Raw genomic sequence first — 25325 nt, forward strand, 5'->3', positions numbered from 1 at the left:
CTAAATATGGCAGCGGCAGCACGCCGGACACCACATCTAGATGCGGGCCCCCGCAAAAAGCCCAAGTGCCCGCCACAAAGACCCACGCACCAAACGGGAATCAGAAAAGCCGACCAACCGCCCCGCCCGCGCCTGAAACGGCCCCCAAACCTCGAACGCCCTTTGTCACAAGGCCCCGGCGCCCGTCACAGAGCCGTCACGGGCGATTCCCGTCCCCGCGAGACACGCGACGCAGCCGAGTCGCCACGCCCCGAAACGAAATCGGCCGCAGGCTGTGCACCCGCGGCCGTCCGGCATGATCAGGGGGAAGGCGCCACGCGTCAGCCGTCAGCGCCGTCGAGAACCACCTCGATCTCGGGCTGGGGCGCCTGCTCGGCCGCGCCCACGCCCTGGGCCTGCTGCGAGCCGACACCGGGCAGACGCAGTTCCGCCATCAGGTCGCGCAGTTCCTGCCGGGCGGCCAGGTTCGACATGTTCAGGTTCTCGATCCCCAGGTCGCGCAGATCGAGCAGGGTCAGCCCGCGCGGGAACAATTCGCGGAAGATCACCCGTTCCGAGAAGCCGGGCGCCACCCGGAAGCCGATGCGCCGCGACAGCTGGTCGAGCGCGGCGCCCACCTTGCGCTTGTTGTGCATCTGCTGCGCCCCCAGCCGGTTGCGCAGCACGATCCAGTCGATGGGCTTCAACCCCGCCCGCGCGCGCAGCTGACGGGCCGACCAGACCATTTCGGCATAGATCGACGGGCCGGTGACGCGGCTGGTCTCGGGGTCGATTCGCGCCAGCAGGTCAAAGTCGATGAAACTGTCGTTGAGCGGCGTCACCAGCGTGTCGGCCAGCGAATGGGCGACCTGGCTCAGCCGGGTATGGCTGCCGGGGCAGTCGATCACGATGAAGTCGCTGACGGGCTCCAGCTCGGCGACCGCAGCCGACAGGCGGTGGTCATAGGGGTTCTCCCCCGGCGCCAGCCCCGCGGCATCGGCCTCGGGCAATTCGCGGTAATCGGGCACCGGCAGCTCCAGCCCCTCGCGCGCAAGGAAGGCCAGGCGGTTCTCGACATAGCGGCCGAAGCTGCGCTGCCGCAGGTCGAGATCCAGCGCCCCCACCCGGAAGCCCATGCGCACCAGCGCCGTCGAGACATGCATGCAGGTGGTGGACTTGCCCGAGCCCCCCTTCTCGTTGCCGAAGACGATGATATGCGCCACGCAGACCTCCGAATGGGCGGTTCCTGAAATGAAAAGGCGCGCCGTTTCCGGCGCGCCTCGACCATATCTTGTGCGTCCCCCAAGGGGAAGCGCCAGCGGATCAGAAGCCCAGGCCGGCGTATTTGTTCTTGAACTTGGACACGCGGCCCCCGGTGTCCATGAGCTTGGCATTGCCGCCGGTCCAGGCCGGATGCGAGGTCGGGTCGATGTCGAGAGACATCGTGTCGCCGTCCTTGCCCCAGGTCGAGCGGACCTTGAAGGTCGTGCCGTCGGTCATCTTCACTTCGATGAAGTGGTAATCGGGATGGATGTCGGCTTTCATGGTCCCGCTCCTTACTCGGATTTCGGCTTGTAGTTGGTGACTTCGGCGATACGGGCCGATTTGCCGCGACGGTTGCGCAGGTAGTAGAGCTTGGCGCGGCGGACGCGGCCGCGGCGAACCACCTCGATCGAGTCGATGTTGGTCGAGTAGAGCGGGAAGACGCGCTCGACGCCTTCGCCGAAGGAAATCTTGCGGACGGTGAACGAGGCCGCGATGGTGTTGCCGCCCTTGCGCGCGATGCAGACGCCTTCGTAGTTCTGCACACGCGACCGGGTGCCCTCGGTCACCTTGTAGCCGACGCGCACGGTGTCGCCGGCCTTGAAGTCGGGGATGTTCTTGCCGAGCGCCGCGATCTGTTCGGCCTCGAGCTGAGCGATCAGGTTCATCGCCAGGTTCCTTTCGATGCTCGCGGTTGTTCCGCGAAGATGTGCGCGCCTCAGAGCTCTCGGTCTTCTTCCGGGTCCCTTCCGTGTCGCGCACGGAAAGCCCGCCAGAGATCAGGTCGACGTTCCTTTGTCAGCCTTTCGGCCATGTCCTGCCGCCAGTCGGCGATCTTCGCGTGGTGGCCCGATAGAAGAATATCGGGAACCGCGCGGCCTTCCCAGGTGACAGGGCGGGTATACTGCGGGTGTTCCAGAAGACCGTCCGAGAAGGATTCCTCCTCGGTGGACGCCTGATTCCCGAGCACGCGGGGTATAAGGCGAACCGTCGCATCGATCAAGACCTGAGCGGCGATCTCGCCCCCGGTCAGCACATAATCCCCGATGCTGATTTCCTCGACCCCGTAATGGTCCAGAACGCGCTGGTCCACCCCCTCGAAGCGGCCGCACAGGATGGTCATCCCCTCGGCCTGGGCAAAGCGGCGCGCCGTGGCCTGATCGAGCGGGCGTCCCCGCGGCGACATGTAGATGACAGGCCAGCGCGCCCGGTCCATCGGCGTGCCGATCGCGGCCTGATCGAGCGCGGCGCCCACGACATCGGCGCGCAGCACCATGCCCGCGCCCCCGCCCGCGGGCGTGTCGTCCACGTTGCGGTGCTTGCCGATCCCGAAGGGGCGCAGGTCGATCGTCTCGAGGCTCCACAGCCCGTCCTGCATCGCCTTGCCGGTCAGCGACAGGCCCAGCGTGCCGGGAAAGGCCTCGGGAAACAGCGTCACGATGCGCGCGCACCACGCACCCCGAAGGCGCGGGGTGCCGCCCATCAGCTCGCGCGGTTGCACCGAGGCCGAAATCGACATGCGGCCATGCGACCGGGGTTTGGGGGGGGCGTCGTCACTCACCGGCGGTCTCCTTTGTGCGCAGGGCATTGGCCAGCGCCCGCTTGCGCGCCAGAAGCCCCCGCTTGGGACCGGGCGCGCGGTTGAGGTCGATGAACTGCGCCACCACCTCAGGCGGGGACGCGGCGTTCAGATGTCCGGTCGGGGGCAGCCCGGCGCGCAGGGCGGGGCTGACCTGCGCCAGATCGAGAAGCGGCGTCAACGGCCCCTGCGGCAGGTCGCGGCAGGCCTCCAGCGGATGGGTGACCACCCGCACCGGCGCCACCTGCGTGGCAATCTCCCGCGCCAGTCCTTCCAGATCGGCATGCGGCGCCATGCGCGCGGCAAAGGCGTCGAAATCCTCCACAAGGCCCGGATGCCGCGCGGCCTGCCCGTGAAGGCTGCGCAGCCACGGCCCCGGCGCACGGGTCGAGAAATAAATACACGTCTCGCGGCTTTCCCCGAAGACCAGCCCCGCCACCTCGGCCACGGCCGCGATCAGCCGCGGCGCGGCGGCATAGCCATCGACGTCCGGGTGCCCCGGCAGCGCGCCGCAGAAATCCTCGCACGACAACAGAAGGGGGCGGGGATCATCCTTGTCGAAGGCGTCCAGATAATTGGCCAGGAACCCGCGCAGGAAATCCAGATCCTGGGGGTCGCGGCCGCGCGAATAGGCCCGCGCGCTTTCGGTCGCGTCGATCATGTCGGCGCGCAGGCCCACCACGACCTCGGGGGCCAGCAGATCGCGCGACGCCTCCAGCGCGGCCTGCACGCTGGTCGAGGCGGTGCGGTGAAACCCCGCGTGGATCACAAGACGGGGGCGGCGGCCCTGCATCGCGGTCCCCTCCCCCCTCAATCCGCGGCCGGCGCCGGACCGGCCAGAAGCGCGCGCTTGGCCTGCGCAAGCGCGCGATCGTCGGTCAGGGTGCGGTTCAGCTCCAGCAGCTGCTCGGTCACGGCGCGGGGGGGCGCGGCATTGGCGGGCACGGGCAGCGCGAATTCGGCCATCTGCGCGCGCGAAAGGCGCAGGAAATCGACAAAGGGCTGGGCCGGGCCGAAGGGCGCAGCCGACAGCGCGGCCAGATCGCGGATATCGAAATGCACGCCCCGCACCCCCTTTTGCAGCCGCGCGACCTGTTCGGCCAGCGGCACCCGCGACAGGCGTGCGCGAAACGGCGCAAGATCTTCGGTGAAGGGCACGATCTGCGCCGTCTTGCGAACCTGATGCGCCCAGACGCTTTCTTCCCAGGCGGCCTGATCGCGCAGGGACAGATGCACCGTCACCTCGACGGGCCAGGGCAGCGCCTGAAACGCCGCCAGCACCGCGCGCAGGATCGGCGCGGCAAAGGGATAGGGCGCGTGCCCGGTCCCGCGGGGCATCTCGCCCAGAAGGTTCTCGCAGCTGACAAGGATCGTGCGCCGCGGACCCAGATCCAGATCGGCCAGAACCGCGGCCATCTCGGCGGTCACGGCGGCAAGGCTGGCGTCCGCGCGGTCGAAGGCGGCGGCAAAGACGGCCGCTTCAAGCGCGCCCAGCCGCCACGGCAGCACCAGCGCCGCGCGCGGCCAGATCAGCTTGCGGTTGGCATAGAGAAAATCCTGCGCAGTGGTCGTGCCTGTCTTGTGAAAGCCCGGATGCAGCAGGACGCGCATCATTCCACTTCCTCGGGGGGGTCGGCCACGATGCGCCCCGCGGCCAGGTCCACCGTGGGCACCACGGCGCGGGTGAAGGGCAGCATCAGCGTGGACCGGCGGCCCGGCGCGAACACCTCGAGGATATCGCCGGCGCCGAAGTTCTGGACCGCGCGCACGCGCCCCAGCACCACCCCGCCGGGGTCCACCACCTCAAGACCGATCAGGTCGGCGTGATAGAATTCGTCATCGGGCAGCGACGGCAACAGCCCCCGGTCGGCCCACAGGCTGACCCCGCGCAGCGCCTCGGCGTCCTCGCGGGTGGAGATGCCCGACAGCCGGGCGCCCAGGCCCCCGTTGACGGGCCGCGTCAGCCGCACCGTGAAGCTGCGGCTGCCGTCTTCGGTGTAAAGGGGGGCATAGCCGGCGATATCCTCGGGGCGGGCGCAGAAGCTTTTCAGCCGCACCTCGCCCTTGACCCCGAAGGCCCCGGCAATGGCGCCCACGCAGATGCGATTGCCCGCCGCCATGGCTGCCCCCCTGCCTGTCGCTTATTCCGCGGCGTCGGCGGTCTTGGCGGCCTTTTCCTCGGCGCGTTGCTTGGCCTTGTCGCCCGGAACGCCCTTCTTGAGGTTGGCCCGCGCGGCCTTGGGACGCGCGCCAGCAGCTTCGAGGAAGCGCGCAACGCGGTCGGTCGGCTGGGCGCCCTGCTCCAGCCAGTATTGCACGCGCTCCATGTTCATCTTGACGCGGTCTTCGCTGTCCTTGGGCAGAAGCGGGTTGTAGGTGCCCAGCTTCTCGATGAAGCGGCCGTCGCGCGGCATGCGCGAGTCAGAGGCGACGATCGCGTAATGCGGCCGTTTCTTCGAGCCCCCACGGGCGAGGCGGATCTTCATAGCCATGTCGTTTTCTCCTTCAATGGCGGGCTTGGGGCATGGGCGCCCCGGCTTTGGTCACTTCTGGAAGCTCTCGTGATGCCGGATGACTTCCGAAATCACGAAGCCCAGAAACTTGCGGGCGAATTCGGGATCGAGATCGGCCTCGATCGCCAGTTTTTCCAGCCGCTCGATCTGACGCGCCTCGCGCGCGGGGTCCGAGGGCGGAAGCTCGTGGCTGGCCTTGAGGCGCCCCACCGCCTGCGTGCGCTTGAACCGCTCGGCCAGCGTATAGACCAGGATCGCGTCCAGCCGGTCGATGCTGTCGCGGTGCTCCTTCAGGATTTCGGCGGCGCGCGTGGAGGCGTCGGTCTCGGCGCGAAGGGTAGGATCGGTCGTCATGCGGCCTCCGGGGCAGAGGGGGCCTTGTGGCGCCAGGCAACGGCCGGGCGGCCGTCGGGCACGGCAGCCCCGGTGTCGGCCACCGCGCCCAGGCCACGGGCCAGCGCGATGGAACGGGTGTTGTCGGGCGCGATGTAGCTGACCGCGGTGGTCCAGCCCAGATCGCGGAAGGCATGATCCAGCGTGGCGCGCGCGGCTTCGCGGGCAAGGCCCTGCCCCTGGGCCGCGGCATCCCAGACCGACCACAGGATCTCGGGCTCGGGCCAGCCGGCGGGATGCCAGGGCCCGGCCATGCCCAGCGCGCGATCGTCCCCCGCGCGGGTGAAGACAAAGGCGCCAAAGCCCCGCATCACCCAATGCCCGATGACATGGCCGAAGGCGCGCCAGGCCAGCGCCTCGTCCATATCGGCCGGGCGCATGAAGCGGCCCCGGTCGGACAGGATGAAATCGCGCCAGATCGGCCAGTCGGACGCAGCGGGCGCCCGCAGGACCAGCCGTTCGGTCCGCAATTCCGGGGTGGGCGACAGCGTGATCATTTCTTCTTGCCGAAGCCCCCGAGCCCCGAGAGGCCCGCCGGCAGGTCCAGCCCGCCGGCGCCGCCCAGACCGCCGGGCAGCTTGCCGCCCATCTTGTCCTGCATGGCGCGCGCGGCCTCTTCCATCTGCGCGGGGTCCATCTTGCCCAGATCGGGCATGCCCTTGCCGGTCATGGCGCGCATGGCCTGTTTCAGCATGCCGCCCTTGCCCATCTTGCCCAGCTTCTTCATCGTGTCCGACATCTGCCGGTGCATCTTGAGAAGACGGTTCAGGTCGGTCACCTCGAGGCCCGCCCCCGCGGCCACGCGGCGCTTGCGGCTGGCCTGCATGATCTGCGGATTGGCGCGTTCCTTCTTGGTCATCGAATTGATGAGCGCGATCTGCTGGCGCAGGATCTTGTCGTCAAAGCCCGCGTCCTCGGCGGCCTTGGCCATCTTGCCCATGCCCGGCATCATGCCCATGACGCCCTGCATGCCGCCCATCTTGAGCATCTGCTCAAGCTGCATGCGCAGGTCGTTCATGTTGAAAAGGCCCTTCTGGAACCGTTTCATCATGCGCTCGGCCTGCTCGGCCTCGATCGTGGCCTGTGCCTTCTCGACCAGCGAAACGATATCGCCCATGCCCAGGATGCGGCCCGCGATGCGCCGTGCCTCGAAGGTCTCGAGCGCGTCGATCTTCTCGCCCATGCCGACAAAGCGGATCGGCTTGCCGGTGATGGCGCGCATCGACAGCGCCGCACCGCCGCGCCCGTCGCCGTCCATCCGCGTCAGCACGACGCCGGAGATGCCGACCTTGTCCTCGAATTCGGTGGCCACGTTGACCGCGTCCTGACCGGTCAGACCGTCCACGACCAGAAGCGTCTCGCGCGGCTGGGCGATGTCGCGCACCGCCTGGACCTCGTCCATCAGCACTTCGTCGATGTGCAGACGGCCCGCGGTGTCCAGCATGTAGACATCATAGCCGCCCAGCGTCGCCTGCGACTTGGCGCGCTTGGCGATCTGCACCGCGCTTTCGCCCTTGACGATGGGCAGCGTGTCCACGCCGATCTGCTGGCCCAGGATCGCCAGCTGTTCCATCGCAGCCGGGCGGTTGGTGTCGAGCGAGGCCATCAGCACGCGCTTGCCCTCGCGTTCGGACAGGCGGCGGGCCAGCTTGGCGGTGGTGGTGGTCTTGCCCGAGCCCTGAAGGCCGACCATCAGGATCGGCGCGGGCGGGTTGTCGATCTTGAGGGCCTCGGGTTCGTCCTCGCCCTCGAGAACCTGGATCAGCTCGTCGTGGACGATCTTGACGACCAGCTGGCCCGGCGTGACCGATTTCAGAACCTCCTGACCGACGGCGCGCTTTTGCACCGCGGCCACGAAATCCCGCGCCACCGGCAGCGACACGTCCGCCTCAAGGAGCGCCACGCGGACCTCGCGCATCGCGGTCGAGACATCGGCCTCGGTCAGCGCACCCTGCTTCGTCAGGCGTTCGAACACGCCGCCAAGGCGCTCGGACAGACTTTCGAACATCGCGTGCCCTCCTCGGGCCATTCAAAACGACAAAGACGCCAGTGGGCGCAACGCGCTGACTGGCGGCGATCCCCGCGCATGGGCAGGGACCGAAGGCTTCGCACCTTCGGGAACTCGGGGTCGGGATAGGCCGAACGGGGGCACGGTGTCAAGCGCGAAGGGGCCTGAGCGCGGACCCCGGACCTCATGCCCTGGGGCCCACCCCTTCGCGCCTGTCCGTCGGCACGGTCCGAAGACCCCGCCTGTTGCGGCCCGCCGGACGGCGGGGCAATCGTGCAAGGCCCGCCCCTTGGGCGCGGGCCGGAACGGATCAGGCGGCCAGCTTCGCCAGCGCGGCCTCGGCGCGCGCAAGGCCCGCCTCGGCGCCGAAGGCCATCTGGTCGGCAACCACGAATTCCACATCCGTGATCCCGAAGAAACCCAGCATGTGGCGCAGATACCCCGAGGCGAAATCGGCCTCGGACCCCATCGCAACCCCGTCCGAAGACATCGCCACGATGGCGCGCTTGCCCTTCAGCAGGCCCTCGGGGCCGGCCTCGGTGTAGACGAAGGTCTCGCCGCGCCGCGCCAACTGGTCAAGCCAGGCCTTCAGCTGCGCGGGCACCGAGAAATTGTAGACCGGCAGCCCGATCACCAGCACATCGGCGGCGCGTACCTCGTCCAGATAGGCATCGGCCTGCGCGCGGATGGCCTGCTGATCGGCATCGAGCGTCGCCGGATCGGCAAAGACCGCGCCCAGCCAGGCGCCGTCGATCTGGGGCACGCCCGGCGACAGGTCGCGCGCGGTGACCGTGGCGCCGGGCGCCGCGGCTTGCAGTTTCTCGACGATCTTCGCGGTCAGGCCGCGGCTCACCGAAGCGTCGCCCTTGATCGAGGCGTCGACGCGCAGAATGTGGGTCATGTCAGTCTCCTGTCCGGGCTTCCGGGAACGTCTGTCTGACGGGGAATATCCCCACTTGCGCATTCGCACACAACTGGCAGTATTGAACGCACGATGTTCACAAGCGCACAGAACCGCGGCCCCTCGTGGGAGGGGCTTCGCGTGGCCTGGGAAGTGGCCCGCGCCGGCACCGTCTCGGGGGCGGCGCAGGCGCTGGGCGTGCATCACGCCACCATCATCCGCCATGTCGAGGCGCTGGAGGCCGAACTGGGCGTGCGCCTGTTCCAGCGCCATGCCCGCGGCTACACGCCCACCGAGGCCGGCCACCACCTTCTGGCCGCGGGGCAGACCGCCGAGGAGCTGTTTGCGCAGGCGGTGGCGCGGATGCAGGGCGCGGGCGAGGAAATCTCGGGCGAGCTGATCGTGACCGCGCTGCCGGTGCTGTCGCGGCTGGTGATGCCGGCGCTGGCGCGGCTGACGGCGGCGCATCCGGGGCTGCGGCTGCGCTATCTGACCGACCTGCGGCTGTTCCGGCTGGAGCACGGCGAGGCCCATGTCGCCATCCGCGCCGGCGCCCGCCCGACCGAACCCGATTACGTCGTGCAATCCTTCGGCCGGCTTCCGGTCGCGCTCTGCGCCTCGGACAGCTACATCGCCGCCCACGGCCTGCCCGAGACCGAAGCCGACCTGCGCCGCCATCTGTTCGTGGGCCCCGAGGGCGCCGACATGCGCGCGCCCTTCCATCTGTGGCTGACCGCGCATGTGCCGCCCGACCGGATCGTGCTGCGCGCCAATTCCCCCGAAGCCCGCGAAGCCGCGGTGCGCGCCGGGCTGGGGATGGGCTTCGTGACCCGCGTGCCCGATCTTCCGGCAGGGTTGACCGAGGTGCAGACCAGCCTTGACGAATGGGCCTCGAATCTGTGGCTTGTCAGTCACGTAGACCTTCACCGCTCGCCAAAAGTGCAGGCGGTCCTTGCAGCCCTCAAGGCGGGGGCGCAGGGCTGCGCCGAGACGGGCGCGACGGGCTGAGCACCGGCACCGCGCCCCAGACACGACCGGGGCAAGACACCATGACATCGGGCGAAATCCGCGGCCATCTGGCCATGCTGGTCTTTGCGGCCTTCGTGGCCGGTTCCTTTCCGCTGGGCGCGATGGTGGCCAATGTCGTCGACCCCGCGGCGCTGAACACGCTGCGCTTCGCGCTGGCGGCGGGGCTGCTGCTGGGGGTGGCGCTGGCCACGCGCGGGCGCGCAGCCTATCGCGGCGCCTTTGCCGCGCCCTGGCGCCACCTGATCCTGGGCGGGCTCTTTGCGGCCTATTTCGTGATGATGTTCGAGGGGTTGAAAACCGCGACGCCGGTCGATGCCTCGGCCATCTTCACGCTGACGCCGTTGATGTCGGCGGTCTTCGGGCTGGTGCTGCTGGGCCAGCGCGTGACCTTGCGCATTGCCGCGGCGCTGCTGCTGGGGGCGGCGGGGGCGCTGTGGGTCATCTTTCGCGGCGACTTCGCGGCGCTGGTGCGCTTCGAGATCGGGCGCGGCGAGGCGATCTATTTCCTGGGCTGCGTGGCCCATGCAATCTACACGCCACTGGTGCGGCTTCTCAACCGCGGCGAGCCGGCGGTGGTCTTCTCGCAGGTGGTGCTGAGCGCCAGCTTCGCGCTGCTGGCGGTCTATGCCGCCCCGGCGATCCTGGCCACCGACTGGCTGCACCAACCCATGATCGTCTGGATCGCGCTGGCCTATACGGCGGTCTTTGCCACCTCGGCCACAGCGGTGCTGCTGCAATTCGCGGCGCTGTCGCTGCCCTCGTCGAAGGTGATGGCCTATACCTATCTGGTGCCCAGCACGGTGATCTTGTGGCAGGTGGCGCTGGGGGCGGGGATGCCGCCGGCGATCACGCTGCCGGGGATCGCGGCGACGGTGGCGGCGCTGGCGATCCTGTTGCGCGCCTGAACGGGGCGCGGAAACGGCAAGGGGCGCGCCCATCGCCGGACGCGCCCCCCTTTGATGTCCTGCCGCGGCGGCCTTATTCGGCCGCGCGCGGTTCGGGATCGGCCAGATCGACGATATCGGCCATGATCCGGTTCAGGTCGAAATCCTTGGGCGTGTAGACCCGCGCCACGCCCATTTCCTTCAGCCGGACCGCATCTTCGTCGGGGATGATGCCGCCCACCGCCACCGGGATATGACCCAGCCCCGCCGCGCGCAGCCGGGTCATCATGTCCTCGAGCAGCGGCAGGTGGCTGCCCGACAGGATCGACAGGCCGATCACATGCGCGCCGTCCTCGGCGGCCTTGGCGACCAGCTCCTCGGGGGTCAGGCGGATGCCGTCATAGGTGATGTCCATGCCGCAGTCGCGGGCGCGGAAGGCAATCTGCTCGGCGCCGTTCGAATGCCCGTCAAGGCCCGGCTTGCCCACCAGGAACTTGAGCCGACGGCCCAGCCGCGCCGAGACCGCATCGACCGCCGCACGCAGATCATCCAGGTTCTCGGTCCGGTTCGAGGGGTTCTTCGACACGCCCGTCGGGCCGCGGTATTCGCCATGCACCTGGCGCATGATCCCCGACCATTCGCCGGTGGTCGCCCCGGCCTTGGCCGCCGCGATCGAGGCGGGCATGATGTTCTGCCCGCTGGCCGCCGCCTCGCGCAGCGCGCCCAGCGCCAGCTGCACCGCACCTTCGTCGCGGGCCGCGCGCCAGGCATTCAGCCGCGCGATCTGGTCGGCCTCGACCGCCGGATCCACCACCATGATGCCGCCATCGCCCGCCGTCAGCGGCGAGGGCTCGCCCTGCTGCCAGCGGTTCACGCCGACCACGACCGTCTCGCCCGATTCGATGCGGGCGATGCGCGCGGCATTGGCTTCGACCAGACGGCCCTTCATGTAGTCGATCGCGGCGATCGCACCACCCATGGCGTCAAGCGTCGCCAGCTCCTCGCGGGCGCCGGCCTTCAGCTCCTCGACCTTGGCAGTCACGGCAGGGTTGCCGTCAAAGAGGTCGGCATATTCCAGAAGGTCGGTCTCATAGGCCATGATCTGCTGCATGCGCAGCGACCATTGCTGGTCCCAGGGCCGCGGCAGGCCCAGCGCCTCGTTCCAGGCCGGAAGCTGCACCGCCCGCGCGCGCGCGTTCTTGGACAGCGTGACGGCCAGCATCTCGATCAGGATGCGGTAGACGTTGTTCTCGGGCTGCGGCTCGGTCAGGCCAAGGCTGTTGACCTGCACCCCATAGCGAAAGCGGCGATAGCGCGCGTCCTCGATCCCGTAGCGCTCGCGGCAGATCTCGTCCCACAGTTCGGTGAAGGCGCGCATCTTGCACATCTCGGTGACGAAGCGAATGCCCGCGTTCACGAAGAACGAGATGCGCCCCACCATCGCCGGGAAAGCCTCGGGCGCGACCCGGCCCTTCAGGTCGTCCAGCACCGCCAGCGCCGTGGCCAGCGCATAGGCCAGCTCCTGCTGCGGCGTCGCCCCCGCTTCCTGGAGGTGATAGGAACACACGTTCATCGGGTTCCATTTGGGCAGGTGCTGGGCGGTATAGGCGGCGACGTCCGTGATCAGGCGCAGGCTGGGCTTGGGCGGGCAGATATAGGTGCCGCGGCTCAGATATTCCTTCATGATGTCGTTCTGGACCGTGCCCTGAAGCCGCGAGATATCCGCGCCCTGTTCCTCGGCCACCGCGATATAGAGCGACAGAAGCCACGCCGCCGGCGCGTTGATCGTCATCGAGGTATTCATCTGTTCGAGCGGGATGCCGTCGAACAACGTGCGCATGTCGCCCAGATGGCTGATCGGCACGCCGACCTTGCCCACCTCGCCGCGCGACAGCACGTGGTCGCTGTCATAGCCGGTCTGGGTCGGCAGGTCGAAGGCCACCGAAAGCCCGGTCTGCCCCTTGGCCAGGTTCATCCGGTAGAGTTCGTTGGATTTCGCAGCCGTGGAATGGCCCGCATAGGTCCGAAAGAGCCATGGCTTGTCGCGGGCGGGGGTCTGGGCTTGGTCAGTCATGCGGGCCTCCGTCAGGCGGGCGATTCAGCGATGCTTCGCAACAAAGTTCTTCACTAACGCGTTTACGCGAAAGAATGTGTCCCTGTCAATTCGCCGCGCTGCGGCATGCGGGCCACGTCTTCCCCCTGCGACCCGACGGCACCCCTTCGAAACCGGCACAGTTTTCGTTTGCAAAAGCCGCGGCAGAGGCAAATCCTTCTTCTGGCGGGGCCGCCAGAGCCACGCGGAAGGAAAAAATCCGGAGGGTGAACATGTTCATGCGGCCAGTCATCAATCTTGCCATTGCCGGCGCAATCATCGCAACGACGGCTCTGCCGGCGGCGGCGCTCGATCGTCGCGTGCGTATCGTGAACAAGACCGGCTACACGATGGTGCAGTTCTATGGGTCCAACGTGGGCAGCGATTCCTGGGAGGAGGACATCCTGGGCAGCGACGTCCTGCCGTCGGGATCGTCGGTCATCGTGAACTTCGACGACGCCTCGGGCTATTGCAAATTCGACTTCAAGGCCGTGTTCGACGATGGCGACGAACTGGTCAGGAAGGGCGTGAACGTCTGCGAGATCGGCACGTTCACCTATAACTGATCCGGCCAAGGGTCATAAAATTACAATCGGCGGCCGCTGTGTATTGCATTGTTGCGCCGTCGAAAGTATCTCCTCGGGGATCGCCGCCGATTCTGCACCGCGGCGAAAACTGGAGGAGACACCCGATGGCCCTTGACGTGCACCCCGACATCGCGCCCTACGAGGCGCCGGAGAAAGACCTCTACGAGATCGGCGAGATCCCGCCCCTGGGGTATGTGCCGAAGAAGATGTATGCCTGGGCGATCCGGCGCGAACGCCACGGCGAGCCCGAGCAGGCGATGCAGGTCGAGGTCGTCGACACGCCCGAGATCGACAGCCACGAAGTGCTGGTCCTGGTGATGGCCGCGGGCGTCAACTACAACGGCATCTGGGCCGGTCTGGGCATCCCCGTGTCGCCCTTCGACAGCCACAAGGCCCCCTATCACATTGCCGGCTCCGATGCCTCGGGCATCGTCTGGAAGGTGGGCGACAAGGTCAAGCGCTGGAAGGTCGGCGACGAGGTCGTGATCCACTGCAACCAGACCGACGGCGACGACGAGGAATGCAACGGCGGCGACCCGATGTTCTCGCCCAGCCAGCGGATCTGGGGCTACGAGACCCCGGACGGTTCCTTCGCGCAATTCACCAACGTGCAGGCCCAGCAGCTCCTGCCGCGGCCCAAGCACCTGACCTGGGAAGAGGCCGCCTGCTATACGCTGACGCTGGCCACCGCCTGGCGGATGCTGTTCGGCCACAAGCCGCATGACCTGAAGCCCGGCCAGAACGTGCTGGTCTGGGGCGCCTCGGGCGGGCTGGGCTCGTATGCGATCCAGCTCATCAATGCCGCCGGCGCCAATGCCATCGGCGTCATCTCCGACGAGGACAAGCGCGACTTCGTGATGGGGCTGGGCGCCAAGGGCGTGATCAACCGCAAGGACTTCAACTGCTGGGGCCAGCTGCCCAAGGTCAACACCCCCGAATATGCCGCCTGGTTCAAGGAAGCGCGCAAGTTCGGCGCCGCGATCTGGGAAACGACCGGCAAGGGCAACAACGTCGACATGGTGTTCGAGCACCCCGGCGAGGCCACCTTCCCGGTGTCGGTCTTCGTGGTCAAGCGCGGCGGCATGGTGGTGATCTGCGCCGGGACCACCGGCTTCAACCTGACCTTCGACGTGCGCTATCTGTGGATGCACCAGAAGCGCATCCAGGGCAGCCACTTCGCCAACCTCAAGCAGGCCGCGGCCGCCAACAAGCTGATGCTCGAGCGCCGTCTCGACCCCTGCATGTCCGAGGTCTTCCCCTGGGCCGAGATCCCGGCCGCGCATACCAAGATGTATCGCAACCAGCACAAGCCGGGCAACATGGCGGTGCTGGTGCAGGCGCCGCGCACGGGCCTGCGCACCCTCGAAGACGTGCTCGAGGCCGGCCCCGTCAAGGCCTGAGCGCCCCCCATTTCCGGCACAGCTTCGCCCCGCCCGGTCCGTCCGGGCGGGGTTTTGCGTCCGAAAGAGGAGCATTTTTACGAAATCGTAAGTGCTGACGCGTTTAGGTGAAGTGTCTCTCTGGGGGCGGTTCCGCGTCTGGCTGGCCGGGCCGCCCCTCTGGTTTTCTGCCGGTTCGGGACCCTCTCGACCGGCGCACGTTGCGGAGCCCGCCGGTCATGCGCCTGATCCTTGCCGTTCTCCTTGCACTTCTGCCGCTGGACGCGCAGGCCGAACAGGTGCTGTTGCGCCTGACCGGGCCGGCCGGCGGTCTGGCGCTGACGCGGGCCGATCTGGACGCGCTGCCCCAGCAGGATTTCGACACCACGACCATCTGGACCGAGGGCGTGCACCATTTCTCCGGCCCGGCGCTGGCCGATGTCGTGGCGCTGGTCGGGCTGACGGGCCTGCCCCTGCGGCTGAGCGCGGCCAATGATTATGCCGTCGATTTCGCGGCCGCCGACATCGGCCCGACCGCCCCGATCATCGCCACGCGCATCGACAGGGCCGCCTTTTCCGCGCGCCAGAAAGGACCGCTCTGGGTGGTCTATCCCTTTGACGCGGCAGACGAATACCGAACCGAGGCCATCTATGCCCGCGCCATCTGGCAATTGGTGGCGATCGAGGCGCGAACCCCATGAGGCGCCCGCCCGGTTCGCGCGCGCCAGCCGAGCTTGCGCTGCGGATCTTTCCGTGGCTCGTGCCGCTTCTGGGCGTGGTGCTTCTGGGCGTCGCGGTGCTGCTGTTCTCGGCCAACCAGATCAACCGCAACCTTGAACGCAACCAGGCCGCGCGGACCGACAATACCTCGTGGGTGGTGGCCCAGGCCGAAGTCGACCTGCTGAAACTGCAACGCGCGCTGGATGCGACGGCGGAGTCGCGCATGCTGACGGACACGAACCTGGCCACGCTGCGCCAGCGCTTCGACGTGTTCTATAGCCGCATCGACGTGATCGGCCGCAACCTGGCGCAGCAGGATTGGTTCGGCGCGCCGGAGCTTCGCCAGCAATGGGACACATTGCGCGGCCATCTCAGGGACCAGGCCGCGCTGATCGACGCGCCGCCGCTCCTGCTGGCCGAAAGCCTGCCCGCACTGCGCGCCGATCTTGCACGGCAATCGACCGCCGTGCGCGCCTTCACGCTGGACGCGCTTTTGCAAACCGTCGAGCGATCGGACGCGGAACGCCACGCCCTCAACGGCCTGCTGGCCCGGTTCTCGGTGGCTGCGCTGCTGCTGATCGGGCTGCTTGTCGGGGCCACCTGGGTGATGGTGGTGCTGACGCGTCGACTTCAGGCGCGCGCGCTGGCCACCGAACGCATCCGTTCGAACCTCGAGAAGACGATAGATGCCTCGCTCGACGCGGTGATCGTGGCCGATGCGCGCGGCCATATCACCCATTTCAACGCCGCGGCCGAGGCGATCTTCGGCTATTCCCGCGCCGAAGCCGTCGGGCGCGACTATATCGACATGCTGGTGCCCGAGCGCATGCGCGCCATGCGCGCCCAGGCGCTGGCGGAATTCCACCGCACCGGCACCGGCGTTCTGGCCAACCGCGGCCGCGTGGTGGTGCCGTCGCTGCGCAAGGACGGCACCGAAGTCCCGATCGAGGTCGTCGTGATCTCGGACCGCGACGCGACGGGCGAGCCCGTGTTTTTCAGCTTTGTCCGCGACATCTCGGACCAGATGCGGATCGAGACCAACCTCAAGCGATCGCGCGACGCCGCCCTGCGCTCGGAGGAGGCCAAGACCCGCTTCCTTGCGGTGATGAGCCACGAGATGCGCACCCCGATGAACGGACTGATCGCCGCGCTGGACATCGTGTTACGCACCACCGATCTGACCGAGAAACAGCGCCATTTCCTGGCCATCGCGCGGTCGTGCTCGGCCAATGCGCTCGAGCAGATCAATGACGTTCTGGAAATCTCGCGGCTCGATTCCGGGAATGCGCCCGAAGCCCCCAGCGCCTTCGATCTGTGCCGGATGCTGCGCGAGGCAGCCGAACAGGGGCGCCCCCTGGCCGAGCAACGCGGCAATACGGTGCATCTGCGGCTGCCCGATGACGCGCCGGCGCGGGTCACGGGCCACCGGCGCCTGTTCGCGCGCGTGCTGGGCAACCTTCTGGGAAATGCTCTGAAATTCACCCGCGACGGGCGGATCGACCTGCGGCTGGCGCTGACACCGCGGCCAGGCGGCGGCTGGATCGCGCGGGTCGAGGTCGAGGATACCGGGATCGGCATCGCGGAAGACAAGCTCGACCGGATCTTCAACGCCTTCGAAACGCTCGATTCAGGTTATGACCGCGCGACCGAAGGGACGGGCCTCGGGCTGGGGATCGCGCGGCGGGCGGCGCGGCTCATGGGCGGCGATGTGGGCGTGGAAAGTCGGCTGGGCGCGGGCAGCCTGTTCTGGTTCACCGCGCGTCTCGACCCGGCGGGTGCCGATCTGCCCGATACCGTCGACGACCTGACCGACGCCTTCCCGCTTCCGGCCTCGCTGACCACGCCTGCGCCCTCGGGCGCCCTCCCCGACGATACCCCTGGAACCGACACGCCCTCGGGCCCGCGCCCTGACGGGCTCGATGTGCTGGTGGTCGAGGACAACCCCGTGAACCGCATCGTTCTGCGCGAGATGCTTCAGCATCTGGGCCACGGCGTCACCGAAGCGGTGAATGGCGCCGAAGCCGTGGAGATGGCGCGCGCGCATGCCTTCGACCTGATCTTCATGGATATCTCGATGCCGGTGATGGACGGCGTGGCGGCCACCCGCGCACTGCGCGCCGAACCCGGCGCCTCGGACGGGGTGCCGATCGTGGGGCTGACCGCCCATACCCTGCCCGAGGAACTTCAGCGCTTTGCCCAGGCCGGCCTTGACCCGGTGCTGACCAAGCCCATCACGCTCAACGCGCTGCGCATTTTCCTTGAAGGCGCGCCCGACCAGGAGATCCCCCCGCCCGCGCCGCCGCAGATCCCGCCGGTTCTGGATGTGGCGGTGCGCAATGATCTGGCCAGCGCGCTGCCGCCGGAGGTGCTGCACCAGACCGCCGACCGGTTCCTGTCCGAGATCGCCGCCTTCCTCGAGGATCTGGCGCGCCAGATCGAGGCGGGCGATCATGACCGGATCGCCGCCACGGCGCACAAGGGCTGCGGCTCGGCCTCGGTCTTCGGGGCTCCGCGGCTGGTGGCGGCGCTGCGCCGGATCGAGACGCAGGCCAAGCAGGGGAATGCGGCGGGGGGCGATCAGGCCCCGCTCCTTGCGGCCGCACGGGCCGAGCTGGACGCGGTGCGCGCAGCCCTCGCCGCCGAGGACCGGCCCGCCATCGCCGTCTGAGATCAGGCCGGGTTGATCGTCACCTTCACATCCGCGGGCGGCGCGTAATAGGGCGCCGAGGTCACCAGAACCTGCGCCCCGGCAGCGGCGTAATCGCCCGCGTTCTGCGCATTCACGCCCCCCGCCGCGGCCAGGCAGACCGCGCTGTCCCCCAGCGCGCGCGCAACTTCGGCCACCGCCTCGGGGGCGAATTTCTCCAGCTGGACGACATCGGCGCCCCATTCGGCCGCGCTCAGCGCCTCGTCGCGGGTGGTGACCTCGACCACGATCTTGCGCTCGGGGCAAGCCGCGCGCAAACGCCCGATCTTGCGCTTGAGACAGGCCGCAGCATCGAAGACGCGGTGTTCGGGAAACAGCAGCACCGTATCCGACAGCCCGGCGCGATGGATGCCGGCGCCCCCCGCAACCACCGCCTTGAACGACAGCGCGCGCGTGCCGGGCACCGCCTTGCGGGTGCAGGCCACCCGCACCTCGGGCGCGGCCCCCTGCGCCGCCGCCACGATCGCCGCGGCGCGCGTGGCCAGCCCCGAGGCCCATTCGACCAACGTCTGCGACACTTTCCAGCCCGCCAGCAGCGCCTCGGCCGACCCCGAGGCCCCCAGGATCAACCCGCCCGCCTCGACCCGGCTACCCGACGGCGCGGCCAGATCCACGGCGCAGCCCAGAAGCTCGAGCATCCGCGTCGCCTCCTCCGAGCCCGCCACGACCATCGGCCCACGCGCGGCAAAGACCATCCGCCCGCGCGCCTGCCCGAAGGCCAGCGCCCGTGTCGTCAGGTCGCCGTAGGGCACATCCTCGTCCAGCAGGTCCCGCAAGGTCGCATCGTCCAGCGTCAACATCATGCCCTCCGACAAAAGCGATATTCGACAAAAGCGTTATGTCCGACAGGAAAGCACGAAACACGCCAAGCCGAAAAGGCCAATGATTGCAAAGCCCACCGACAGGGGCGTTTGGCCGCTGTCAGATTTGCGACGCAGGCATCAGCACAGCCGCGACAAGGCCGCGCGCAGGTCGGGCACATCGTCGAGCCCCTCGATCAGCGCGGCAAGATCCGCCGCCCCCGCACCCAGGACCGGCTCGGCCAGCGCCATGAACTTGGCGCGCCGGGCCGCGGCATCGGGGAAGGTCGCGGGCTCGCCCGAGGGGTCGGGAATGTGCCGTTCGACCACGCCGTCGGGGAAGGTCACGCGCAGGCGCGCGCCAAAGGGATGCGGCGCGGCCTCGAGCGTCGCGTCGCGCACCACGCGCACCCGGTCGGCCAGCGCATCCAGCGCGGGATCGCCCAGCCGGGCGAAATCGTCCCAGCCAAAGGCGCCCTGGTCGATCATCACCGCCGCGGTGAAGGGCATCGAGAATTGCCCGTCAACCACCGAACGCGCGCGCCGCGCCTTGTCGATCGGATCGGCAGTCAGCTTGATCCCGTTGCGATGCAGCCCCACCTCGACCGCCAGGAAATCGGCCGCCGGGCGCGTGGCCCGCAAGGCCGCCAGCCCGTCGAGCGCGGCATGGGTGTAGCGGCACGAGGGATAGGGCTTGACCCCGATCTTCAGCGTCTCCCAATCCGTGCCAAGGTTGGCCACCGCCACCGCCGGATCGGCGCCGTCGGTATAGGCATGCAGGAACCCGGCCTTGCCTTCGATGGGCGCGGCCGCGCCGACAAAGCCCCGTCGCGCCAGCGCCGCCGCCAGAACCGCGTTCATCGCCGCCTGCCCCACCTGCCAGCGCTTGTTCCACGCGCCATTGGCCAGGAATTGCAGCGACCCCGCCGCCTGCGAACCCGCCACCCCGAAGGCCGCGGCCATCGCATCGGCCCCGAGCCCCCAGAGCCGCCCCGCCGCAGCCGCCGCCCCGAAGGTGCCCGCCGTCGCCGTGGGGTGGAACCCGCGCGCGTAATGCGCCGCGGGGTCAAGCGCATTGCCAAGCCGGCAGCAGACCTCATAGCCGATCACGATCGCGCTCAGCACCTCGGCGCCGGACGCGCCCGCCGCCTGCCCCGCCGCGAAGGCCGCCGCCACGACCGGCGCGGAAGGATGCAGCGACGAGGCTGCGTGGGTGTCGTCGAAATCCAGCGTGTGGCCCAGCATCCCGATGACCAGCGCCGCCGTCGCCGGCGCATGCCCGCGCGCCAGCCCCGGCACCCGCGCCGGTCCCGGCCGGTCCAGATCCAGATCCGCCAGAACCGCCATCAGGCAATCGGTCGAGCCGGGTTCGTGGCCCGCGCGCACGACCGAGCCCAGAAGGTCCAGCGTCAGCGCCGCCGCACGCTGGCGCACCGGGGCGGGGATCGCGTCGCCGGGCGTCTGCGCGGCGAATTCGGCCAGCAGGCCGGTGACGGGAATGGCGGTCATGGCGGTCTCCTTGCTGGGCGCAAGCTTAGGCCAGGGCGCCACGTCGGCCAAGGGGCGGCGCGGGCCCTCTTGCCGCTACCCATACAGAAATGTTATATGCCAGCATGGACCTTCGCCAATTTCGCTATTTCATCGCCATCGTCGAGGACGGCTCGGTCTCGGCAGCGGCGCGGCGGCTGAACATCGCCCAGCCGGCGCTGTCGCTGCATCTGCGCAACATGGAGGCCGAGCTGGGCACCCGCCTTCTGGTCCGCAGTCCGCGCGGCGTCACCCCCACCGACGCGGGTCGGCTTCTGTGCGAACGCGGGCGCCACCTTCTGGACGCGGTCGAGGACACCTTGGCAGCCGTGCGCGCCTTTGACGCCGCCCCTGAGGGCGAGGTGCAGATCGGTCTGCCCGGCACGCTGGCCGAGCTATTGGCCGCACCGCTGGTCCTGGCCATGCGCCGGCGGTTTCCCAAGGTGCGGCTGCGCGTGGCCGAGGCGATGTCGGGTTTCGTGCGCGGCTGGCTGGCCGAGGGGCGCGTCGATCTGGGCCTGATCTACATGCCGATGGGCGGGCGCGGGCTGCGGCCCCAGCCGGTCCTGTCCGAAGAATTGCGCCTGTTCGCCACCACCCGCCCCGCGCCCTTGCCCGACCTGCCCGATGTGCCGTTCGACCCCGGCCGCCTGGCCGGTCTGCCGCTGGTCCTGCCCGGCCCGGCGCACGGGCTGCGCGTCCTTCTCGACGCCGAGATCGAGGCCCGCGGCACCCGCCTGACCCGCGTGGTCGAGGTCGAAAGTTACAAGGCAATCAAGGCCCTGGTGCTTGAGGGGCTGGGCTTTTCGGTGCTGCCGGTCAATGCGATCTCGGCCGAGGTCGCCTCGGGGCACCTGCGCTGGTGGCCGCTGGGCACGCCGCCGCTCCGCCGTCAGATCCATCTGGCGCTGACACCCGCGCGCCCGCCCACCAAGGCCGCGCTGGCCGTCGAACGGGTGTGCCGCGAGACGCTCGAGGAGCTGACCGCGACGGGGCGCTGGCGACTGAACGCCTGACGCCTGCGCTCAGGGCTTGCGCAGCACATGCACCTGCATCGGCTGCGACAAGGCAAAGCCGCGCGGATGCGGCGCGGCGCGACCCATGAAGGTGGCCTCCAGCTCGAGCGCGCGGGCCTCGGCCAGCGCCTTGCGGCCGGGTTCGATCGACACGACCCGATGCACGAAGGAATTGAAATCCGGCGTGAATTCCAGCCGGTCATAGCAATAGGCACGGGTTTCGACCAACCGCCCCTCGGACACGGCGGCCTGCACCGCCGCCTCGGCCGCCGCCCGGATCCGGGTTTCGTCGTCGATGACGGCCAGCACCTCGGACAGCGCCCCCGAGGCGATGGGCTCGATCACCACGATCGGGGCACCGGCACGGGTGACGCGGGCCGCTTCGTCCAGCGCGGCGCCCATCAGCGCCTCGGGGACATGGTGCAGCGAATTGACGAAAAGCGCGGCATCGAAGGCGCCATCCGAGAAGGGCAGCGCCTCGGCCCCGGCACGCACCACCGGCGCCAGCGGCTTGGGCACCTCCTGCGGATCAACCCCCACCCAACCGGCGCCCGCCCGCGTCAGCGGCGCCGCCAGCCCGCCCGAACCCGCCCCGATGTCCAGCACAAGGCGCCCGGCCAGCGGGTCCAGAACATCGGCGATCACGTCAAAGGCATTGCGGGGGGCGGCTTGGGTCATCTTTCTCTCCCTGATCTGGGCCGATCATATGCCGGGCGGCGCTGTTGGTAAGTGGCCAGATTGTCCCTGACCATATCGACTTTCTATACCCCCATCCCACGCCGATCTTGGCCGCACCACCCCTGCCCCGCTATGCAGGGACAGGCAATGGACCCGAAAGGACGATCGCATGGACCTCTATGACGACATCCGCACCGAGGTCGCGCGGCTCTGTGCGACCTTTGCGCCCGACTACTGGCGCCAGAAGGACCGCGAAAGCGCCTATCCGACCGAATTCGTCGAGGCGCTGACCCGCGCGGGCTGGCTGGCCGCGCTGGTCCCCGAGGAATACGGCGGCGCGGGCCTGCCGCTGTCGGCCGCAGCCGCGATCCTCGAGGAAATCCAGCGCGCGGGCGCCAATGGCGCGGCCTGCCATGCGCAGATGTATATCATGGGCGCGCTTCTGCGGCATGGCTCGCCGGCGCAGAAGGACCGCTATCTGCCGGGCATCGCGTCGGGCGAGCTGCGCCTTCAGGCCTTTGGCGTGACCGAGCCCACCTCGGGCACGGACACGACCTCGATCCGCACGACCGCCGTCCGGAAGGGCGATCATTACGTCGTCAACGGCCAGAAGGTCTGGACCAGCCGGGCCGAGCATTCCGACCTGATGCTGCTGCTGGCGCGCACCACGCCCCGCGACCAGGTGGCCAAGCGCACCGACGGGCTGTCGGTCTTCATCCTCGACATGCGCGAGGCGCGCGAGAACGGGCTGACCATCCGCCCCATCCGCGCGATGATGAACCATTCCACGACCGAGGTCTTCTTCGACAACGTGCGCGTGCCGGCCGAGAACCTGATCGGCGAGGAAGGCAAGGGCTTCCGCTATATCCTGTCGGGCATGAACGCCGAACGCATCCTGATCGCGGCGGAATGCATCGGGGACGCCAAGTGGTTTTTGCAAAAGGCCACCGATTACGCCAATGAACGCGTCGTCTTCGGCCGGCCCATCGGCCAGAATCAGGGCGTGCAATTCCCCATCGCGCGCGCCTATGCGCAGATGCGCGCCGCCGAGCTGATGGTGGCCGAGGCCGCGCGCCGCTTCGAGGCCGGCGAGAATTGCGGCGCCGAGGCCAACATGGCCAAGATGCTGGCCGCCGAAGCCAGCTGGGCCGCGGGCGAGACCTGCCTGCAAACCCACGGCGGCTTCGGCTTTGCCGAGGAATACGACATCGAGCGCAAGTTCCGCGAGACGCGCCTCTATCAGGTCGCGCCCATCTCGACCAACCTGATCCTGTCCTATCTGGCCGAACATGTGCTCGGCCTGCCGAGGTCGTATTGATGCGCCCGCTCGAAGGGCTGAATGTCGTTGCGGTCGAACAGGCCGTCGCCGCGCCCTATTGCACCGCGCGGCTGGCCGATGCGGGCGCGCGCGTTTGCAAGATCGAGCGCCCTACGGGGGATTTCGCGCGCGGCTATGATTCGGTGGCCCGGGGGCAGTCGAGCTATTTCGTCTGGCTCAACCGCGGCAAGGAAAGCCATGTGCTGGATCTGGCGCAGGACGAGGGCCGCGCGCATCTGGCCGAGATGATCGCGGGTGCCGACGTGCTGGTGCAGAACCTCAAGCCGGGTGCGATGGGGCGAATGGGGTTGGACCCGGCGGCGCTGTGCGCGCGTCATCCGCGGCTGATCGCCTGTTCGATCTCGGGCTATGGCGAGGGGGGGCCGATGGCCGAACGCAAGGCCTATGACCTGCTGATCCAGGCCGAATCGGGTCTGGCCTCGATCACCGGCGGGCCCGAATCGCCCGCGCGCGTGGGGATCTCGGTGGTCGATATCGCCACCGGGGCGGCCGCGCACAGCGCCATCCTCGAAGCGCTGATCGCGCGCGGCATCACCGGGCGGGGCTGTCACATCGCGGTGTCGATGTTCGACGTGATCGCCGATTGGCTGGCCGTGCCGCTTCTTCAGGCCGAGGGCGGGCAGCCCCCCGCGCGGGTCGGGCTGTCGCATCCCTCGATCGCGCCCTATGGCGCCTTTGCCGCAGCCGATGGCAGGGTGTTCCTGATCTCGATCCAGAGCGACCGGGAATGGACGATTTTCTGCCGGGAAATTCTGGAAGAACCGGAATTAGCGGAAGATCCGATGTTTCAGAATAATGTGGCGCGCGTGCAGAACCGTGCCGAAACCGACGCGCTGGTGCGGGCGGCCTTTGCCCGCCACGAGGGCGCGGCGCTCGAGGCGCGACTGGCTGCGGCCGATGTCGCCTTTGCCGCCGTCAACGACATGGCGGGCCTTTCGGCGCATCCGCATCTGCGCCGCGCGCAGGTCGACACCCCGGCCGGCCCCGTGGCGATCCCCGCGCCGCCCGCGCTGTTCGACGGCACGGCCCGCGCGCTGGGCCCCGTTCCCGCAATCGGAGAGGTGCCATGATCGACCTTGACCACCTGCGCCGCTGGATCGGCCGCAGCGATAGCGCCCAGGAACGGCTGAGCCCGGATCTGATCGCGCGCCTCTGCGCCACGCTCGACCAGCCCACGCCCGAAGGGACCGCGCCGCTTCTGATCCACCTGTGCCTGGCGCCGCCGGTGGTGCCCACGGCGCGGCTGGGCCCCGACGGTCACCCCGCGCGCGGTGGCTTCCTGCCGCCAGTAGCGTTGCCCAACCGCATGTGGGCCGGCGGCGCCTTCACCTTTCACAGGCCTTTGAAATCCAGCGATAATGTCACGCGGCACTCCACCATCCGCGACGTGGTTCTGAAAGAGGGGCGCTCGGGGCCGCTGTGCTTTGTCACCGTCGATCACCGGATCGAGACCGACGGCGCCCTGGCGATCGAGGAACGCCAGGATATCGTCTATCGCCCGGCCAGCCGCCCCGGCCCGCGCCGCGGCGACCCCGCCCCGCGCGGCGCGTTCCACGAGGGCGTCAACGGCGCGGCGGTGGTTCTGTTCCGCTATTCGGCGCTGACCTTCAACGGCCACCGCATCCATTACGACCGCCCGCATACGGTCGAGGTCGAGGGCTATCCCGGCCTTGTCGTGCATGGCCCGTTGCAGGCCACCTGGCTGTGCCAATTCGCCGAACGGATCGCGGGGCGCGCGCCTGCCCGGTTCGAATTCCGCGCGCTCTCGCCCCTCTTCGACGGTGACGCCATCTCGATCAACGCGGACTGGGAGGGGGGCGAGCTGGCGCTCTGGACGGCGGCCGAAGGCGGGCCCATCGCCATGCAGGCCCGCGCCTTCTGGGAATGAAGAAGGGCGCCGCACGGCGCCCTTTCTCAATTTCGGGAATAGC

Annotated in this window: 26 protein-coding genes; 10 read left to right on the plus strand and 16 right to left on the minus strand. The window is 68.8% G+C overall.

The genetic code is table 11. The features are described from left to right. Nucleotides 1-320: 320 nt before the first annotated feature. The 12 genes from BW949_RS13510 to BW949_RS13565 form a co-directional block, all read right to left on the minus strand. On the minus strand, nucleotides 321-1202 hold the full coding sequence (locus BW949_RS13510; protein ID WP_083947777.1) for a division plane positioning ATPase MipZ: 882 nt from the start codon (nucleotides 1200-1202) through the stop codon (nucleotides 321-323). 100 nt (nucleotides 1203-1302) lie between these two features. Continuing rightward, nucleotides 1303-1524 carry a 50S ribosomal protein L31 gene (gene rpmE / locus BW949_RS13515; RefSeq protein ID WP_076366986.1) on the minus strand — a complete coding sequence of 74 codons (222 nt, stop codon included), beginning with the start codon at nucleotides 1522-1524 and terminating at the stop codon, nucleotides 1303-1305. A gap of 11 nt (nucleotides 1525-1535) precedes the next feature. Further along, nucleotides 1536-1910: a 50S ribosomal protein L19 gene (rplS, locus tag BW949_RS13520; RefSeq protein WP_076366988.1), complete on the minus strand. Its 375-nt coding sequence runs from the start codon at nucleotides 1908-1910 to the stop codon at nucleotides 1536-1538. 50 nt (nucleotides 1911-1960) lie between these two features. Further along, a complete protein-coding gene (gene trmD / locus BW949_RS13525; RefSeq protein ID WP_076366990.1) occupies nucleotides 1961-2761 on the minus strand; it encodes a tRNA (guanosine(37)-N1)-methyltransferase TrmD in 801 nt (266 codons plus the stop codon). 34 nt (nucleotides 2762-2795) lie between these two features. Continuing rightward, nucleotides 2796-3614 carry a sulfotransferase family protein gene (locus tag BW949_RS13530; protein ID WP_076366992.1) on the minus strand — a complete coding sequence of 273 codons (819 nt, stop codon included), beginning with the start codon at nucleotides 3612-3614 and terminating at the stop codon, nucleotides 2796-2798. A 17-nt stretch (nucleotides 3615-3631) separates the two neighbouring features. After that, nucleotides 3632-4435, minus strand: coding sequence for a hypothetical protein (locus BW949_RS13535; RefSeq protein ID WP_076366994.1), 804 nt, complete (start codon nucleotides 4433-4435; stop codon nucleotides 3632-3634). Then, entirely contained in the window at nucleotides 4432-4941 is a 510-nt protein-coding gene (rimM, locus tag BW949_RS13540; RefSeq protein ID WP_076366996.1) for a ribosome maturation factor RimM, read from the minus strand. Before rimM ends, BW949_RS13535 begins: the two co-directional genes overlap by 4 nt. 21 nt (nucleotides 4942-4962) lie before the next feature. Beyond that, nucleotides 4963-5313, minus strand: coding sequence for a 30S ribosomal protein S16 (gene rpsP, locus BW949_RS13545; RefSeq protein WP_076366998.1), 351 nt, complete (start codon nucleotides 5311-5313; stop codon nucleotides 4963-4965). A 51-nt stretch (nucleotides 5314-5364) separates the two neighbouring features. Further along, nucleotides 5365-5688 carry a chorismate mutase gene (locus BW949_RS13550; protein ID WP_076367000.1) on the minus strand — a complete coding sequence of 108 codons (324 nt, stop codon included), beginning with the start codon at nucleotides 5686-5688 and terminating at the stop codon, nucleotides 5365-5367. Then, on the minus strand, nucleotides 5685-6224 hold the full coding sequence (locus BW949_RS13555; RefSeq protein ID WP_076367002.1) for a GNAT family N-acetyltransferase: 540 nt from the start codon (nucleotides 6222-6224) through the stop codon (nucleotides 5685-5687). The genes BW949_RS13550 and BW949_RS13555 overlap by 4 nt, the downstream gene beginning before the upstream one ends. Next, nucleotides 6221-7735 carry a signal recognition particle protein gene (gene ffh, locus BW949_RS13560; RefSeq protein WP_076367004.1) on the minus strand — a complete coding sequence of 505 codons (1515 nt, stop codon included), beginning with the start codon at nucleotides 7733-7735 and terminating at the stop codon, nucleotides 6221-6223. Before ffh ends, BW949_RS13555 begins: the two co-directional genes overlap by 4 nt. Before the next feature lie 310 nt (nucleotides 7736-8045). Beyond that, nucleotides 8046-8636 carry an FMN-dependent NADH-azoreductase gene (locus tag BW949_RS13565; RefSeq protein WP_076367006.1) on the minus strand — a complete coding sequence of 197 codons (591 nt, stop codon included), beginning with the start codon at nucleotides 8634-8636 and terminating at the stop codon, nucleotides 8046-8048. A gap of 93 nt (nucleotides 8637-8729) precedes the next feature. Here BW949_RS13565 and BW949_RS13570 point away from each other — a divergent pair, with 93 nt between their 5' ends. Both BW949_RS13570 and BW949_RS13575 read left to right on the plus strand, forming a co-directional pair. Beyond that, entirely contained in the window at nucleotides 8730-9644 is a 915-nt protein-coding gene (locus BW949_RS13570; protein ID WP_076367008.1) for a LysR family transcriptional regulator, read from the plus strand. Nucleotides 9645-9685: 41 nt separating this feature from the next. Beyond that, complete coding sequence (locus tag BW949_RS13575) at nucleotides 9686-10570, plus strand: DMT family transporter (RefSeq protein ID WP_076367010.1); 885 nt, start codon at nucleotides 9686-9688, stop codon at nucleotides 10568-10570. Nucleotides 10571-10643: 73 nt separating this feature from the next. On the opposite strand, the gene BW949_RS13580 is transcribed toward BW949_RS13575, so the two are convergent. Further along, the gene (locus BW949_RS13580; protein ID WP_076367012.1) at nucleotides 10644-12623 is read right to left on the minus strand and encodes a protein meaA; all 1980 of its coding nucleotides are present in this window, start codon (nucleotides 12621-12623) and stop codon (nucleotides 10644-10646) included. Between the two features lie 251 nt (nucleotides 12624-12874). Here BW949_RS13580 and BW949_RS13585 point away from each other — a divergent pair, with 251 nt between their 5' ends. The 4 genes from BW949_RS13585 (at nucleotide 12875) to BW949_RS13600 (ending at nucleotide 17995) form a co-directional block, all read left to right on the plus strand. Further along, entirely contained in the window at nucleotides 12875-13207 is a 333-nt protein-coding gene (locus tag BW949_RS13585) for a hypothetical protein (protein WP_076367014.1), read from the plus strand. Nucleotides 13208-13332: 125 nt separating this feature from the next. Beyond that, nucleotides 13333-14628, plus strand: a complete 1296-nt coding sequence (ccrA, locus tag BW949_RS13590; protein ID WP_076367016.1) for a crotonyl-CoA carboxylase/reductase — start codon at nucleotides 13333-13335, stop codon at nucleotides 14626-14628. 218 nt (nucleotides 14629-14846) lie between these two features. Next, the gene (locus BW949_RS13595) at nucleotides 14847-15308 is read left to right on the plus strand and encodes a putative pterin-binding protein (RefSeq protein WP_076367018.1); all 462 of its coding nucleotides are present in this window, start codon (nucleotides 14847-14849) and stop codon (nucleotides 15306-15308) included. Continuing rightward, nucleotides 15305-17995 (plus strand): hybrid sensor histidine kinase/response regulator, encoded by a 2691-nt coding sequence (locus BW949_RS13600; protein ID WP_076367020.1) that lies wholly within the window; start codon nucleotides 15305-15307, stop codon nucleotides 17993-17995. Before BW949_RS13595 ends, BW949_RS13600 begins: the two co-directional genes overlap by 4 nt. 2 nt (nucleotides 17996-17997) lie before the next feature. On the opposite strand, the gene modD is transcribed toward BW949_RS13600, so the two are convergent. Both modD and BW949_RS13610 read right to left on the minus strand, forming a co-directional pair. Beyond that, on the minus strand, nucleotides 17998-18834 hold the full coding sequence (gene modD, locus BW949_RS13605; protein ID WP_076367240.1) for a ModD protein: 837 nt from the start codon (nucleotides 18832-18834) through the stop codon (nucleotides 17998-18000). A 141-nt stretch (nucleotides 18835-18975) separates the two neighbouring features. Beyond that, the gene (locus BW949_RS13610) at nucleotides 18976-20343 is read right to left on the minus strand and encodes an MmgE/PrpD family protein (RefSeq protein WP_083947787.1); all 1368 of its coding nucleotides are present in this window, start codon (nucleotides 20341-20343) and stop codon (nucleotides 18976-18978) included. Nucleotides 20344-20447: 104 nt separating this feature from the next. On the opposite strand from BW949_RS13610, the gene BW949_RS13615 reads away from it, so the two are divergent. Then, nucleotides 20448-21377, plus strand: a complete 930-nt coding sequence (locus BW949_RS13615; protein ID WP_076367022.1) for a LysR family transcriptional regulator — start codon at nucleotides 20448-20450, stop codon at nucleotides 21375-21377. Nucleotides 21378-21386: 9 nt separating this feature from the next. Here BW949_RS13615 and BW949_RS13620 read toward each other — a convergent pair whose 3' ends face one another. Continuing rightward, nucleotides 21387-22055, minus strand: a complete 669-nt coding sequence (locus BW949_RS13620) for a class I SAM-dependent methyltransferase (protein ID WP_076367024.1) — start codon at nucleotides 22053-22055, stop codon at nucleotides 21387-21389. A 169-nt stretch (nucleotides 22056-22224) separates the two neighbouring features. Here BW949_RS13620 and BW949_RS13625 point away from each other — a divergent pair, with 169 nt between their 5' ends. The 3 genes from BW949_RS13625 to BW949_RS13635 are packed head-to-tail and all read left to right on the plus strand — an operon-like array spanning nucleotide 22225 to nucleotide 25282. Further along, complete coding sequence (locus BW949_RS13625; RefSeq protein WP_076367026.1) at nucleotides 22225-23373, plus strand: acyl-CoA dehydrogenase family protein; 1149 nt, start codon at nucleotides 22225-22227, stop codon at nucleotides 23371-23373. Then, entirely contained in the window at nucleotides 23373-24464 is a 1092-nt protein-coding gene (locus BW949_RS13630) for a CaiB/BaiF CoA transferase family protein (RefSeq protein WP_076367028.1), read from the plus strand. Before BW949_RS13625 ends, BW949_RS13630 begins: the two co-directional genes overlap by 1 nt. After that, nucleotides 24461-25282, plus strand: a complete 822-nt coding sequence (locus BW949_RS13635) for an HTD2 family dehydratase (RefSeq protein ID WP_076367030.1) — start codon at nucleotides 24461-24463, stop codon at nucleotides 25280-25282. Before BW949_RS13630 ends, BW949_RS13635 begins: the two co-directional genes overlap by 4 nt. The last annotated feature ends 43 nt before the right edge of the window (nucleotides 25283-25325 follow it).

This window comes from Phaeovulum vinaykumarii, from assembly GCF_900156695.1.
Lineage (GTDB): Bacteria > Pseudomonadota > Alphaproteobacteria > Rhodobacterales > Rhodobacteraceae > Bieblia_A > Bieblia_A vinaykumarii.